This window comes from Halalkalibacterium halodurans, assembly GCF_004376175.1.
GTDB classification, from domain to species: Bacteria; Bacillota; Bacilli; order Bacillales; family Bacillaceae_D; genus Halalkalibacterium; species Halalkalibacterium halodurans.
Genome location: NZ_SNUY01000042.1, coordinates 21047 through 35538, shown reverse-complemented (window position 1 = coordinate 35538; position 14492 = coordinate 21047). Strand labels below are relative to the sequence as shown.

The window sequence follows — 14492 nt, the reverse complement described above, 5'->3', positions numbered from 1 at the left end:
TTTTTATTGAAAACACACGCACACACCTTACATTGATATTGTCCTTTTCCTCCGTTGTTTGCGTACAAATACGCAGAAGGAGCACCACACTTAGGACAACACAATGCAGAAGGTACGGGCGTAGAATTGGCTCGACGGCGTACTGGTTTTAACGGTTTTCCTTTTGATTGAAGATATTCCGTTAATAAAAGCTGATAATCGAGCTTTTCTACCTTTTCAATGATAGGTAAATCATCAATTTGAAGCTTTCGATAAGGCTGATTAACAGGAGCTTCTTTGGGTTTATCGAACATGCTTTTTCCAATCAATAGAGTAAGCAAAGTTCGAATAATTTGTTCTTGATAGTTTATAAAAGTTAATAAATAGGTTATAATTTGAGGGTACAAATTGTCACTTCCTTTTCTGGAATTGGGTCTATGGTAACCTCAATTATCTACAGAAATCAGGGGGTGGCAATTTTTTTGCTTATAAAGCCCTCTAACATAGGATTTAATAACCTATTTTTATATAAAGTTTTGACAATACGTTATCTAGACGGGGGAGCGGAAAATGGAGAATAACGTTTTTGAACAGATGGCCAAACGATATGATATAGAGGATAGAATTGAATTAGCTAAAGTGATCGTTAAGGAAGTTCGATCCGAATTACGAAATAGTCAATCAAAATCTTTACTAACGGTTTTTCCCATGAGGAACTGAAAAAAAGCTTATCCGAAGTTGGATTTAAATCAATTGAAATGAGAACGTTCTATCATGGTCAGCGGATTTTTATGAATCAAGACGCCTCCATGTTTATATCAAGTAGTATCAAGTGATTTCTTCGTACATTAACGTTGGTTAGCGCAAATTCACTCCCATTGAAAAGCACCCCAGACATTCATTTGGGGCGCAAGACTTTTGCTATACTTTCACCTTTTTTACTAGTGGCATATCGAGACGCACTAAGTCTTCGTATCGCTCTCGCTGAATAACAAGCTGGGCGTCGCCATCCTCAACGAAAACGACAGGTGGGCGCGGAATCCGGTTGTAATTGTTCGCCATGGAGTAGCCGTAGGCTCCTGTACAAAAGACGGCTAAAATGTCTTCGTGGTTTGCCTCTGGTAATGGTAAATCCCAAATGAGCATATCGCCACTTTCACAGCACTTCCCAGCAACCGAAAACATCCCTACCGGCTGCTCGTTCACACGGTTGGCGAGCGCCCCTTCATATTCAGCTTGATAGAGGGCTGGGCGCAAATTGTCGCTCATGCCGCCATCGACGGACAAGTAATGGCGAACATTCGGAATTTCTTTTCTTGACCCGATCGTGTACAGCGTCGTCCCTGCATCGCCGACAAGCGAACGACCAGGCTCGATCCAAATTTCCGGCATCGACATTTCATGTTCTGCAATTTGCTGCTTTACCGCGCGGATCATTTCTTTAACATAATCACCGACTGGACGCGGGGTATCACCTTCAATGTAACGGATGCCGAACCCGCCTCCCAAGTTTAACACCGATGGTTCGAATCCATGGTCTTCTCGCCATGAAACTAAATGTTCAAATATTTTTTCGACAGCCATGACAAATCCAGTTGTTTCAAAGATTTGCGATCCAATGTGGCTATGAACACCGAGCAAACGAATGGAGTCGACAGCTAACGCTTTTTTAACCGCAAGCGTGGCTTGGCCGCTCACAAGATCAAAACCAAACTTTGAATCCTCTTGACCAGTTGAGATGTAGTCATGAGTATGAGCTTCAACCCCCGGCGTAATCCGCAATAAAATATTTGCAGTCGCCCGCTTTTGCTCACAAATGTCTGCTAACAGGTCAAGTTCATAAAAATTATCAACGACAAAGCAGCCAATTCCCGCTTCTACCGCCATCTCAATCTCTGCACGGCTTTTATTGTTCCCGTGAAAATGAATTCGTTCCATCGATACTCCAGCTTGCTGCGCGGTGTACAGCTCACCGCCAGAAACGACATCAAGACTTAGGCCTAGCTCTTCAGCAAGCTGAAACATAGCAATACAGCTAAACGCCTTGCTCGCATACGCCACTTGAGCCTGAACTCCTTCATCTGCAAAGGCTTGTTTGAAATCTTTTGCTCGTTCACGAATGAGTGCCACATCGTAAACAAACAATGGGGTTCCATACAGATTGGCCAATTCGACCGTGTCCACACCTCCGATTTCTAGATGACCCTTTCCATTGACACGACTCGTTCCGTGAAAAAACATAGATGGTTTCTCTCCCTTATAGGTAAACTCAATGAGTGACGTTTTAACCGACTGCAACCATCGTAAAAAAACGCAGCTAATGTGTTACACTAGCTACGTTGAATGCTGCAAGGTAACCTCATTGGCAGATAGCTCTCCGCTAACAGTCAGCGGCAGTTCGTTTTTTATTCAAAAACGACCCAGCAAACGTATGGGATGGACATACATTCACTTCGGCAAATTGACCTTTCCCCACTCTTCCTAGTTCCATCAAACTCCAAGTGGGTACTGATTCGCATTGCACCTCTACCTCATCCTTGATGAGGGGAATTAAATTGTTGTGTTTTACTTTAACACAAACCCCTCTACCTGACAACCGCCTTGATTAACTTTCTTCTTGACGAATAGGGTCTTGCGGATGAACGATACTCGGTCGCCATCGAATCGTTGGAACACTGGAACGTATAATAATTTGCCACATCGCAGGCGGATCGAACGGAAGAAATGGCCATAAATACGGCTTATTTAAGGTTTTAATTCGTGCAAGCATGAAAATAAAAAGTGTCGTGGCAATAATAAAGCCGGGTGCTTTAAATAGAGCCACAATCGTAAGCAGTATCAGTCTTGCTACACGTAAAGCGACACTTAGCTCATAGCTCGGAGTAGCGAACATTCCGACCGCACCAATGGCTACATACAAAATAACTTCTGGTGAAAACAGGCCGACCTCAATCGCAATTTCTCCTATCAAGAGGGCAGCGACGAGACCAAGCGCTGTAGCCAGCGGAGATGGAGTATGGATCGCTGCCATCCTAAGCAGTTCAATTCCTAGTTCAGCAAACATGATTTGGGCAAAAATGGGCACTTCTTTTGTTTCATTCGGCCCTACATATTGTAACCCTTCTGGTAGTAAGCTTGGCTGCATGACCAATAATAGCCAAAACGGCAAAATAAAGAGGGAAAATAAGATGCCAGCAAAGCGAACCCACCGCAAAAACGTTCCGATGGCGGCTGATTGTCTATATTCCTCTGCATGTTGTACGTGATGAAAAAACGTTGTCGGTGCGATAATAACACTTGGGGACGTATCAACCATAATAACCAAATGGCCTTCAAGCAGGTGGGTTGCTGCCACATCAGGGCGCTCCGTATATCTTACAAGTGGAAACGGATTCATTCCTTGTTTAACAATATATTCTTCAATGATTTTATCGGTCATAGTTATACCGTCAATCTTTATGTTTTCCAGCTCTTCCCTAACGATTTTCACCATTTCAGGATCGACAATTCCATCGATATAGGCGATGCAAATATCGGTTTTCGAACGAACGCCCACTTTTAAAATTTCATGGCGCAGACGTTCGTCTCGAATACGACGTCTTGTTAAAGCCGTATTAATGATGATGTTTTCCGTATAACCATCCCGTGATCCTCGAACGACCCGCTCGGTATCTGGCTCTTCAGGTCCTCGTGTCGGATAGGAACGAACATCGACAACAAACGCTTCGGTCTCTCCATCAATTAAAATGAAAATGAGCCCTGACAACATTTGTGTTACCGCTTCATTCATGCTGTCGGTCTCTTCCACTTGGTAATGGGTTAAGTGATTTTTAACGGCCTTTTTCACATCGGTTATTTTCCGATTTCGCGCATCTAGATCCATCAGTTCTTTCAACAACTCAATAATGTTTTGCGTATCTACCAAGCCGTTGACGTAATATAGTTGAATTTCTCGGTCAAACACGGGGAGCTTACGAATGCCCACGTCAAACGAGACATCCATTCCTAATCGTTCTTTCAAACATTCTTCATTTACATGAATGTCCGGTGAGATAATATCCTCTCGCTCTTTAACGCTTTCACTCATGGTATCCACTCCGTTCTAAAATGTATTCCACCGCTCTTCGCGTGATCGGCGCCCCTATTTCCACCGCATCCGCTCCACCCATCTTTCCAATGTCGCCGATCCCGACAACGATCGGCAAATCCAACTCATCGAGTATGTATACCGTATCGCCATTCATCCGCCCAATCTCAAGGTCGGCCACACCATATTTATCCACCCCATATTCCGTAAGCTCTCCGAAGCGGTCAATGCTTACATCCACCTTCGTCCATTCGTGATAATGGCTTGAAGAAGCAACCGCAATCACACCTAAAACATCAATCGCAGGATCATTTGCCACATGGCGCATTGCCGCTTCTCCAGGTCCCTCTAAACGGAATCCACAATCGTCAAACATGACAAGCACCGGATCATAGGGGGTTTTCAAAATGAGCTTAACGATCTCTTCTCCTGTCAAATGGCTAGGATTGCCCCATGATTGACTGATGCAACGCCCTCCTAATTCTCTAGCAACATGTTCTATAGCTTTTAGTGCCGACTCATCTCCGTCTGTGATCAAGATTACTTTCCGACGGCTCATGAGCTTCACCCCCTTGGCTTAAATACAACAGCCACGAGAAAACTAAAAAGAATAGCTGAAGATATGCCAGCAGAAGTAATCTCAAAAATCCCCATTCCTACCCCTAAAAAACCTGATCGCTCTCCTTCGGCCATCGCCCCGTGGACAAGGGAATGACCGAAGCTCGTGATCGGAATGGTCGCACCAGCGCCTGCAAAATCAATCAGTCTGTCGTATAAATGAAATCCATCCAGCACCGCACCTGCAACCACAAGAGTGCTTAATACTTGGGTAGGAGTCATTTTCGCTACATCAAGCAACACTTGTCCCACAATACAGATTAAGCCACCAACGGTAAATGCGATAATATAGTTCACGATTTACACCTCCGCACGCAACGAAACCGCATGAGCGATGCACGGAATCGTCTCTTTTTGCTGGATCATCATCGGATTGAGCAGTGCACCTGTCGCTACAATTAACACTTTCTTTAACTTGCCTTTTTTCATTTGTTCGAAAATATAACCGTAACTGACGACCGCAGAACATGCTGCTCCACTTCCACCAGCAAATACAGGCTGATCCATGCTGTAAATCATCACCCCGCAATCATCATAGTTGCGCTTAAACATCACTCGTTTTTCCTCTAGTAACTTGCGTAAAATTCCACTCCCTATCCGAGAAAGATCACCGGTTACAATCAAGTCATAGTCATCTACCTGCTGATCGGTTTCCTCCAAGTGGGTCACAATCGTATGCGCAGCCGCTGGGGCCATCGCCGATCCAAGATCAAGGGGGTTTTTCAAACCATAATCGACCACATGACCGATTGTCGCGCTCTCGATGCGAACCTTGCTCGGTCGATTACTAACCAATGCAGCTCCAGCACCTGTTACTGTATATGTGGCTGAGTCCGGCTTTTGTTTGGCAAATTCAGTCGGCTGACGAAACTGCCTTTCAGCGGTAGCATAGTGACTGCTCGCAGCTGTAATCACCCTTTGCGCAAAGCCACCATGGACGATGATCGAGCCTACCGCCAGAGTTTCCATTGATGTGGCACACGCAGAAAATGTGCCTAAAAAAGGAATTCCCAGTGCTCTAGCAACGTAGTTTGCCGTAATGTTTTGATTCAATAAATCCCCAGCGATCATAAATGAAACTCTCTCCGTCTCAACATGAACCTTTTTTAGGCAATGCTCGATCGCATCCTGCATGAGTCGTCGTTCTGCTAATTCCCATGAATCCTCTCCACAATAAAGATTGTCATATGCTTGATCAAACGTATGCCTGAGGGGTCCTGCGCCTTCCATAGGTCCAACCGCAGTACCTGTTGACTCAATGTAGACAGGCTTATCAAACTTCAACGTTTGCTTTCGCGGTGACATCATTGACGTATTCTCCTTCAATTCGTTAACTAATGAGCATTTGTACGAGCAACCTGGTCAGTCCAACGAGATATGAGGCGACAACCCCAAAAACAATCACGGCTCCAACCATTTTAAACATGTTGGTCGCAACTCCGTGAACAAGCCCCTCGCTGCGATGCTCAAGGGCTGCACTCGCCATAGCATTTGTAAAACCCGTGACAGGGACTAGTGCACCTGCACCGCCAAACTGTCCGAGCTTGTCATATAGACCAACCCCTGTAAAGAGGGCAGCGAGCAAGATCATCGTAGCCATCATTGGCGCTGTGACCGTACGTTCACTTAAAGGAAACCACATGAGATACAGATCGCTAATGGCTTCACCTAGTAGACAAATGAAGCCACCAATGAGAAATGCACGCACTGCATTTTTTCCGTAGTTTGGCTTTGGTTGATACAGTTTAATGTTAGCTTGATATTGCTTTTTCACATCAGTGGTCATCCATCTGCCTCCTTTCTTGACAATCCTTTGCTTTCAAGTAGTATGTGTCTTGTAAAAATCTTTCATTCGGAGGAAACGAAAAAGACACTTATCTCCGTTGATTTTCTTGTCCTTTTAGTCCTTTATAACGTTAGACTTTCCTAAAATGAAAAAAGCCCTACCGCTTCGGCAGGGCAAAAAAGGAGGACAACCTATTCAGCTATATTCGCTTTCATCGTTTCAAGGATTTTCTTTTCAAGTCTCGATACTTGTACTTGGGAGATTCCGAGTCTTTGCGCGACCTCGGATTGGGTTTGATCTTTATAATAACGTAAATAAACGATCAACCGCTCTCGTTCCTCTAAGTTATGAATCGCTTCTTTTAAGGCGATCTTATCAAACCATCTCGTCTCGCTTTGATCTTCCAATTGATCCAAAAGGGTAATGGGATCGCCGTCATTTTCATAGACAGTCTCATGGATGGAACTTAGCGAGCGACTTGCATCCCCGGCAAAGACGACTTCTTCTGGCGTAATTTCTAACTGCTCCGCAATTTCATTCACCGTCGGCGTCCGACCGAGCGTCTTCGTCATATCATCCTTGAGCTTCCGAATTTTATTGCCAAGCTCCTTAATGGAGCGACTTACCTTTACCGTACCATCATCGCGAAGGAATCGTTGGATTTCACCGATGATCATTGGCACCGCATAGGTGGAAAACTTGACATCGTACGACAAATCGAATTTATCCACTGATTTAATCAAGCCAATGCAACCAATTTGAAACAGGTCGTCTGCTTCATACCCGCGATTTAAGAATCGTTGCACGACAGACCATACGAGGCGAGTGTTACGACTGACGATTTGATCTCTCGCCTCTTGGTCTCCTGCTTGACTTTGCGCAATGAGCTGCTTAATTTCCTCGTCTGTAAACGGCTGCTCTTTTTCGTTCTGTTTTACCTCTACATCCATTAGGCAAAACCCCTTAATTGCAAATCGCTTTGCTTTTGGTTAAATGCTTTTTCAAAAAAACCGTTGTGCCTATCATCGGTTCTGAGACTACTTTCACTTCATCCATGAAGTTTTCCATGATCGTAAATCCCATCCCAGATCGTTCTAATTCAGGTTTTGTCGTGTAAAGCGGTTGACGCGCTTCTTCCACATCTGAAATCCCCATTCCCTCGTCGCGAATCGTTAACTCAAACACACCTTGGTCAATGGAGGCATGAATGTAGACAACACCGTCTGGCTGTCCTTGGTAGCCATGGATAATCGCATTGGTTACTGCCTCTGAGACAACCGTTTTGATCTCCGTCATTTCATCCATCGTCGGATCAAGCTGAGCAATAAAGGCGCCGACCGTCACTCTGGCAAACGATTCATTTTGACTTTGTGCTGAAAAAGACAAATTCATTTCATTCCGCATGTTAAGCCACCCCCAGCGTTTGTAATGCGAATTGCTCATTTTCTTCAAGACGAATGATTTTAAACAAACCTGACATTTCAAACAACCGTTTTACTGTGGGAGAAATGGCGCAAACCACCATTTCACCTCCGCTGTTTTTCACTTGTTTGTATCGTCCTAAAATGACCCCAAGCCCTGAGCTATCCATAAACTCCAGTTGCTGTAGGTTTAGCACAATATGCTTTACTACGCCTTGACTTAACACCTCTTCGACCTGTCTTTTTAATTGCTCCGCCGTATGGTGATCCAACTCCCCGATCAAGCGTACGAGTAGAACCGTATCCTTTTGCTCTAACTTTACGTCCAAACTCATTCGATTCACTCCTTCTAGCATTCATCATCGGCGAAGAGCTCCTCTCTCCCCGATTCGACTACAAAGAGTTTCGGTTTATGGACGCATGATCCCTGCTAGGTGACAAAACTAGTGGCAAATCGAAAAAACGTCTCATCATTCGTTAGGAAGTGCCGCCAAATTTCCCAACGATTCGTTTGAACATTTGCCAGAAAGAAGCAGATGCTACATCATCGCCTGCGATCAGTGGGGTTTCCGACAAGATTTCCCCATCTCGTTCAAGGTACAGCGTTCCGACCACATCCCCTTTGTGTACCGGAGCTAGCAATGATTCCTTCCATTCCACTCGCTCGGTCACATTGTCGATTGACTCTCCTTTTTTCGTCACAAGGGAAACGGATTCGGAAGTAAAAATCGGAACGGACTTTTTATTCCCTTTTCTCACATTCAAATCCATCATGTACGTATCGCGCTCATACACTTGATGAGTTTGATACTGACTAAACGCAAAATCGAGCATTTCAGTAATCTGACTATTTCTTTCCTTTGGCGTCGGAGCTCCCATAACAACGGTAATGACCCTCATCCCGTTTTTGACAGCTGTTGCTGTCAAACAATATTTCGCCTCTTTTGTAAAGCCTGTCTTTAAGCCATCCACACCTGGATAAAACTTCACGAGACGGTTCGTATTCACGAGCCAAAATTCTTTATCTGTTCCTTTGCGAAGATAGTCTTCGTAAACGCTTGTGAACTCGGTTATGTCTTCATACTTTAACAACTCTTTTGAGATCATCGCCAAATCATAGGCACTCGTATAATGATCTTTTTCAGGAAGCCCATTCGTATTGACGAAATTCGTATTTTTCAATCCTAGCTGTCTTGCTTTTTCGTTCATCATCCCGACGAATTCTTCTTCGGTTCCTGCTAAATGTTCAGCCATTGCCACGGACGCATCATTTCCCGAAGCGATCGCAATCGCCTTGATCATATCGCGGACACTCATCTCTTCCCCCGGCTCTAAAAAGACTTGCGAGCCTCCCATCGATGCAGCGTTTTCGCTCGTACGAACCATATCATCGTATGTAATTTTGCCGCTGTCGATCGCCTCCATAATGAGGAGAAGCGTCATAATTTTCGTCATGCTTGCGGGAGGTAGTTTTTCGTCGCTATTTTTCTCAAACAAAACTTGACCGGTATCGCGTTCAATGACAATGGCGGACGAAGCCTCCTTCGCTAAATTAGGCTGTTTCTCTGCCGCCAGCCCAACTGGTGCTATCATCCCAACCACGAGACATACACTTACGATACTGGATAGAATCACTCTCATTCCCATCCGCCTCCATCTTGATCATAATAGAAAGAAGTCAGCTTTGATTTTATAAATCAAACAATACGACTCCTAGGTTGCATAGTTCCCATTTTTTCCTATCATGAACTTTTTATACATGGCGGAAGCGTGTATTTTAGGTACAAAAAAATAGCAGGAACTTTTTATCCTGCTACTTTTGTATGCCTTCTATTTATTCAACGATTTGCCGAAGTCTTTCGTTCACGAGGTCGTGCCAGCCACGATCCATCCGTTCATGAACGACAGCGCTTTCCGCTCCTGCTTTTTCAACCTTCGTATCCCCTTGCTTCCATCCACTATGGACGAGGGTGAAGATTGTCCCATTCTCTTCTTCTTTTAAATGGAACGTGACCGACCACCCATCGGTATCCCACGTAAATGATAGTTTAATCGGTCGCTCAACGTCTGTCACTTGACACGGAGAAGGACCAAAAGGAGATTGGAGGTGAAAATGATGCCCAGTCTCTGCTTTCAAATCATTTTCCATGAACCAAGAGGCTAATCCTTCCGATGTACTAACCGCTTCCCACACTTTTTCGATCGGGGCGTTGAAGCGCACCTCTTTTTTAATGTCAGGTAATCGTGTCATGTTAATGAATCTCCTCGTAAATGAGCGTTGGCTTTGCGACAGGATCAGGAGAGATGTGATAGGCTTTAATCACCCTATCGATCACTTCTTGGACATCCTCTTTGTTTGCATGAAGAATCGCAAGCGTTTCACCTGCTTGCACCGACTCACCCATTTTCTTCTTCAGAACGATTCCAACAGACAAATCAATGTCCGATTCCTTCGTTGCTCGTCCAGCTCCGAGAACCATCGCTGCAGTACCAATACGGTCAGCAACAATCGACGCTACATGTCCATTTTCCTCTGCCTTTACTTCTATTTGGAATTGGGCAGTTGGAAGAAGCTGCGGATTGTCTACTACAGATGGATCACCGTTTTGCGCACTAATGAACGTTTTTAGTGTGTCCAGTGCTTTACCAGAGGAAATCGCTTCCTCTAGCTTTTGACGGGCGTCTGCCACGGAAGTAGCTTGTTTCGCTAAAAAGACCATATGGCTACCAAGGGTTAAACAAAGCTCGCGCAAATCATCTGGTCCCTCGCCCCGAAGCATATCAATTGCTTCCTTCACTTCAAGGGCATTTCCAACAGCCCATCCAAGCGGCTGATTCATATCAGAAATAACCGCCATTGTTTGCCTTCCAAGGTTGTTGCCGATTTCCACCATCGCTTCGGCAAGCTCTTTTGATTGCTCAAGCTCTTTCATAAACGCCCCTGACCCTGTTTTTACATCGAGAACGATGGCGTTAGCGCCTGAAGCTATTTTTTTGCTCATGATCGAGCTGGCAATGAGCGGAATCGAATTCACCGTTGCGGTCACATCGCGAAGGCCGTACAACTTTTTATCGGCAGGGGTTAAATTCGCTGTTTGCCCAACGACGGCAAGCTTGTTTTTGTTCACAAGCTCAAGAAAGCGCTCCGTCGGAATTTCCACGTTAAAACCTGCGATCGACTCTAGCTTGTCAATCGTTCCACCTGTATGCCCGAGCCCCCTTCCAGACATTTTGGCAACAGGAACACCAACCGATGCCACGAGGGGAGCAAGGGCAATCGTCGTCTTATCGCCAACGCCTCCTGTGGAATGTTTATCAACCTTAACACCTTCAATGCCAGAGAGGTCGATTTGATCGCCTGATTCAGCCATTGCCATCGTCAAATACGCTCGTTCATCTGCTGTCATATCTTGAAAGAAAATCGCCATCGCAAACGCCGACATTTGATAGTCGGGAATATCACCGTTCGTATAGCCTGAAATGATAAAATCAATCTCTTCTTTCGTTAATGCGAGACCGTCACGCTTTTTTTCGATTAAGTCAACCATGCGCATCTTTGATCACATCCTTTTATCCCGTTTAACTGGTCCTACTACTCACTCCCAGGGCTTGAGGCGCTAAAGTAAACGATGATGGCTACAAATTAGATCACCTGTTGCTTGACCTCACAACGTTTTTGGGACTAACTAGATTATCATTCAGCAACCACTGAATGATGCTTTACTTTATACGTTGACGTTTGCGACGATTTCTTTCACAAGCTTAATGAACTTCGGTTTTGTCTTATTGGCAACAGCCACAACTTCTTCGTGGGTAATCCCTGCAATTTCTTCCCCAATCGCCATATCGGTAATGCATGAAATTCCAATGACTTTCATGCCAGCATGACGAGCAACGATCACTTCCGGCACGGTTGACATACCGATAACATCTCCGCCAAGATTGCGGAGCATGATGAGCTCTGCACCTGTCATATACGTTGGCCCAGTAATTCCAGCATACACCCCTTTTTGCACCTTAATGTCCAAACGGTTCGCCGTCTCTTCTACAAACTCGACAAGCTCTGGGGTATACGCATGGCTCATATCAGGGAAGCGCGGCCCCCACTCTTCTACATTTGGACCAATCAGTGGATTATCCCCTGTCATATTTAAATGGTCGGTAATAATCATTAAGTCACCAGGCGCGAAATTTTTGTTCATGCCACCGCATGCGTTTGTCACGACAATCAGTTCAACGCCAATTTCTTTCATCACACGGACAGGGAACGTGACTTCCTGCATCGTATAACCTTCATAATAATGGAACCGTCCTTGCATCGCGACAACGTTTTTTCCGTGCAATGTCCCAATGACAAGCTGCCCTGCATGCCCTTCTACCGTGGAGACAGGAAAGTTTGGAATCTGTTCATACGGAATGTGAACCGCTTCTTCAATTTCATTGGCAAGTTCCCCGAGCCCTGACCCTAAAATAAGGCCAATTGCTGGCTTATTTTTAATTTTCCCAAGTAAATATTCAGCTGATTGCTTTACCTTTTCACGAATGTTTTCCATCGTAGTCCTCTCCTTTGATTACATGTCTTTGACGATTGCTTTGACAAGATTAAGAAAGTCTTGCCTCACTCGTTCCGTTGTTTCAATGACTTCATCATGTGATAAAGGCTGTGGTAAAATTCCTGCCGCCATGTTAGAAATACATGAAATTCCAAGAACCTCAAGTCCTGCATGACGAGCGACAATGACTTCTGGTACGGTTGACATACCTACAGCATCTCCGCCAAGTTTTCGAATCATCCGCACTTCAGCAGGGGTTTCATAAACAGGACCTGTGTTCGCAACATAGACCCCTTCCTGTAGCTTGAGATTCAACGTGTTTCCCTTTTCCTTCGCTAACGTTCGTAAGCGCTCAGAGTAGGCATTTGACATATCCGGAAAACGTACGCCGAACGCCTCATCATTCGGTCCAATTAGTGGGTTTTGTGCCATGTTGTTAATATGGTCGCGAATGATCATTAGATCACCCGCTTCGAACGATTCGTTCACACCGCCCGCTGCATTTGTGACAATGATTTGTTCTACACCTAGAGCTTTCATGACGCGGACAGGGAATGTGACAACCTCAAGGCTGTAGCCTTCATAAAAATGAAATCGCCCTTGCATCGCAATCACTTGCTTTCCTTCAAGCATGCCGATCACAAGCTGTCCCGCATGTCCTTGGACGGTAGAGACAGGAAAATAAGGAATGTCACTGTAAGGAACTTTCACCGGCTGTTCGATCTCATCAGCTAAAATCCCTAAACCAGAACCTAAAATTAAACCGATCGTTGGTTTTGTTTCTATTTGCTGTTGAATAAATGTAGTCGCTTCTTGCAATTTAGTTACGTTAAGCATAATGGCAGTTCCCCCTTAAAGTTCATGTAAAAAGCTTGTGCCGATAGATGGCGCCTCTACTTGAAAATTATCCGCAATCGTTGCACCGACATCGGCGAACGTCTTACGCAATCCTAAATCTTTTCCTTCTTTAATTCCTCTCGTATACACGAGAAGCGGAACAAACTCCCGTGTATGATCCGTTCCGTGATGAACTGGATCATTTCCGTGATCAGCTGTAATGATCAGCACATCCTCTTCCCCTATTTTATCAACAACATCAGCAAGCTGTTGATCAAATTGTTCAAGCGCTTGGCCATAACCGATTGGATCACGACGATGACCGTATTTGGCATCGAAATCAACAAGGTTTATGAAGCTTAAACCTGTAAATGATTGATCCATCGACCGGACAAGCTTTTCCATCCCATCATCGTTAGAAATCGTACGAATCGATTCGGTTACCCCTTCGCCATCATAAATATCCGAGATCTTTCCGATTGCAATCGAATCAAAGCCCGCATCTTTTAACTCATTCATGACCGTGCGACCAAATGGCTTTAGGGCATAGTCATGCCGGTTCGATGTGCGTTCCCAGTTTCCATCAGCACCGATAAATGGACGGGCAATAATTCGGCCAACCATATATTTAGGATCAAGGGTGAGCGCTCTTACCTTTTTACAAATGTCATATAACTCCTCAAGAGGAACGACCTCTTCATGTGCAGCAATTTGCAGTACAGAGTCAGCTGATGTATAGACGATAAGCGCTCCCGTTTTTACATGTTCATCGCCAAGCTCTTTGATGATCTCCGTTCCTGACGCTACTTTATTCCCCAAGATCTCTCGTCCTGTCAGCTCACGAATTTCGTTTAACAGCTCTTCCGGAAAACCGTTTGGAAACACACGAAATGGCTCACGGATGTGGAGCCCCATGATCTCCCAATGACCAGTCATCGTATCTTTCCCGCTAGAAATTTCTTGCATAATCCCGTAATGAGCTTTTGGCTTGTCTACTTTTTCGATTCCTTGGATCGGGCGGATATGGCTTAAGCCAAGCGCCGCCATGTTTGGCATATGTAGTCCATTCATTCGCTCTGCAATATGACCTAAAGTATGGGCTCCCTGATCACCAAATGCTTTAGCATCTGGCGCTTCGCCAATTCCAACCGAATCCATCACAATTAAAAATACTCGTTTAAATCGCTTTACGTCCACGATTTGTCGCCTCC

General features: G+C 44.9%; 15 protein-coding genes, 2 pseudogenes and 1 riboswitch. Of the genes and pseudogenes, 1 reads left to right on the top strand and 16 read right to left on the bottom strand.

Annotated elements, in window-relative coordinates; all coding sequences use genetic code 11:
- A pseudogene (locus E2L07_RS13625) lies at positions 1-386 on the bottom strand (DDE-type integrase/transposase/recombinase); the annotation flags it as partial.
- A 163-nt stretch (positions 387-549) separates the two neighbouring features.
- On the opposite strand from E2L07_RS13625, the pseudogene E2L07_RS21285 reads away from it, so the two are divergent.
- Positions 550-815, top strand: a pseudogene (locus E2L07_RS21285) (hypothetical protein).
- An 85-nt stretch (positions 816-900) separates the two neighbouring features.
- On the opposite strand, the gene lysA reads toward E2L07_RS21285, so the two are convergent.
- The 15 genes from lysA to deoB form a co-directional block, all read right to left on the bottom strand.
- Positions 901-2220: a diaminopimelate decarboxylase gene (gene lysA, locus E2L07_RS13615; protein ID WP_134229837.1), complete on the bottom strand. Its 1320-nt coding sequence runs from the start codon at positions 2218-2220 to the stop codon at positions 901-903.
- Between the two features lie 121 nt (positions 2221-2341).
- Positions 2342-2516, bottom strand: a riboswitch (Lysine riboswitch).
- Between the two features lie 68 nt (positions 2517-2584).
- Positions 2585-4066, bottom strand: coding sequence for a spore germination protein (locus tag E2L07_RS13610; RefSeq protein ID WP_134229836.1), 1482 nt, complete (start codon positions 4064-4066; stop codon positions 2585-2587).
- Positions 4059-4625, bottom strand: coding sequence for a stage V sporulation protein SpoVABEA (gene spoVAEA, locus E2L07_RS13605; RefSeq protein ID WP_010897707.1), 567 nt, complete (start codon positions 4623-4625; stop codon positions 4059-4061). Before spoVAEA ends, E2L07_RS13610 begins: the two co-directional genes overlap by 8 nt.
- Before the next feature lie 5 nt (positions 4626-4630).
- Positions 4631-4981, bottom strand: coding sequence for a stage V sporulation protein AE (gene spoVAE / locus E2L07_RS13600; RefSeq protein ID WP_010897706.1), 351 nt, complete (start codon positions 4979-4981; stop codon positions 4631-4633).
- 3 nt (positions 4982-4984) lie between these two features.
- On the bottom strand, positions 4985-5992 hold the full coding sequence (gene spoVAD / locus E2L07_RS13595; protein WP_134229835.1) for a stage V sporulation protein AD: 1008 nt from the start codon (positions 5990-5992) through the stop codon (positions 4985-4987).
- 22 nt (positions 5993-6014) lie between these two features.
- Complete coding sequence (gene spoVAC / locus E2L07_RS13590) at positions 6015-6470, bottom strand: stage V sporulation protein AC (protein WP_134229834.1); 456 nt, start codon at positions 6468-6470, stop codon at positions 6015-6017.
- Positions 6471-6661: 191 nt separating this feature from the next.
- Positions 6662-7420 carry an RNA polymerase sporulation sigma factor SigF gene (gene sigF, locus E2L07_RS13585; protein WP_010897703.1) on the bottom strand — a complete coding sequence of 253 codons (759 nt, stop codon included), beginning with the start codon at positions 7418-7420 and terminating at the stop codon, positions 6662-6664.
- A gap of 13 nt (positions 7421-7433) precedes the next feature.
- Complete coding sequence (gene spoIIAB, locus E2L07_RS13580; protein ID WP_010897702.1) at positions 7434-7874, bottom strand: anti-sigma F factor; 441 nt, start codon at positions 7872-7874, stop codon at positions 7434-7436.
- A gap of 1 nt (position 7875) precedes the next feature.
- On the bottom strand, positions 7876-8226 hold the full coding sequence (gene spoIIAA / locus E2L07_RS13575) for an anti-sigma F factor antagonist (protein ID WP_010897701.1): 351 nt from the start codon (positions 8224-8226) through the stop codon (positions 7876-7878).
- Positions 8227-8368: 142 nt separating this feature from the next.
- Complete coding sequence (locus E2L07_RS13570; RefSeq protein ID WP_134229833.1) at positions 8369-9532, bottom strand: D-alanyl-D-alanine carboxypeptidase family protein; 1164 nt, start codon at positions 9530-9532, stop codon at positions 8369-8371.
- A 193-nt stretch (positions 9533-9725) separates the two neighbouring features.
- Complete coding sequence (locus E2L07_RS13565) at positions 9726-10142, bottom strand: SRPBCC family protein (RefSeq protein ID WP_134229832.1); 417 nt, start codon at positions 10140-10142, stop codon at positions 9726-9728.
- Position 10143: 1 nt separating this feature from the next.
- Entirely contained in the window at positions 10144-11445 is a 1302-nt protein-coding gene (locus E2L07_RS13560) for a pyrimidine-nucleoside phosphorylase (protein ID WP_010897698.1), read from the bottom strand.
- Between the two features lie 171 nt (positions 11446-11616).
- The gene (locus tag E2L07_RS13555; protein WP_010897697.1) at positions 11617-12444 is read right to left on the bottom strand and encodes a purine-nucleoside phosphorylase; all 828 of its coding nucleotides are present in this window, start codon (positions 12442-12444) and stop codon (positions 11617-11619) included.
- 18 nt (positions 12445-12462) lie between these two features.
- A complete protein-coding gene (locus tag E2L07_RS13550; protein WP_134229831.1) occupies positions 12463-13281 on the bottom strand; it encodes a purine-nucleoside phosphorylase in 819 nt (272 codons plus the stop codon).
- A 15-nt stretch (positions 13282-13296) separates the two neighbouring features.
- Positions 13297-14478 (bottom strand): phosphopentomutase, encoded by a 1182-nt coding sequence (gene deoB / locus E2L07_RS13545; RefSeq protein WP_134229830.1) that lies wholly within the window; start codon positions 14476-14478, stop codon positions 13297-13299.
- Positions 14479-14492: the final 14 nt, after the last annotated feature.

Coding starts and splice junctions, on each gene's coding strand:
- E2L07_RS13610 (WP_134229836.1), bottom strand. CDS start 4,066: ATGAGTGAAAGCGTTAAAGAGCGAGAGGATATTATCTCACCGGACATT.
- lysA (WP_134229837.1), bottom strand. CDS start 2,220: ATGTTTTTTCACGGAACGAGTCGTGTCAATGGAAAGGGTCATCTAGAA.
- E2L07_RS13570 (WP_134229833.1), bottom strand. CDS start 9,532: ATGAGAGTGATTCTATCCAGTATCGTAAGTGTATGTCTCGTGGTTGGG.
- spoVAEA (WP_010897707.1), bottom strand. CDS start 4,625: ATGAGCCGTCGGAAAGTAATCTTGATCACAGACGGAGATGAGTCGGCA.
- E2L07_RS13565 (WP_134229832.1), bottom strand. CDS start 10,142: ATGACACGATTACCTGACATTAAAAAAGAGGTGCGCTTCAACGCCCCG.
- E2L07_RS13560 (WP_010897698.1), bottom strand. CDS start 11,445: ATGCGCATGGTTGACTTAATCGAAAAAAAGCGTGACGGTCTCGCATTA.
- spoVAD (WP_134229835.1), bottom strand. CDS start 5,992: ATGATGTCACCGCGAAAGCAAACGTTGAAGTTTGATAAGCCTGTCTAC.
- sigF (WP_010897703.1), bottom strand. CDS start 7,420: ATGGATGTAGAGGTAAAACAGAACGAAAAAGAGCAGCCGTTTACAGAC.
- E2L07_RS13550 (WP_134229831.1), bottom strand. CDS start 13,281: ATGCTTAACGTAACTAAATTGCAAGAAGCGACTACATTTATTCAACAG.
- spoVAC (WP_134229834.1), bottom strand. CDS start 6,470: ATGACCACTGATGTGAAAAAGCAATATCAAGCTAACATTAAACTGTAT.
- E2L07_RS13555 (WP_010897697.1), bottom strand. CDS start 12,444: ATGGAAAACATTCGTGAAAAGGTAAAGCAATCAGCTGAATATTTACTT.
- spoIIAA (WP_010897701.1), bottom strand. CDS start 8,226: ATGAGTTTGGACGTAAAGTTAGAGCAAAAGGATACGGTTCTACTCGTA.
- spoIIAB (WP_010897702.1), bottom strand. CDS start 7,874: ATGCGGAATGAAATGAATTTGTCTTTTTCAGCACAAAGTCAAAATGAA.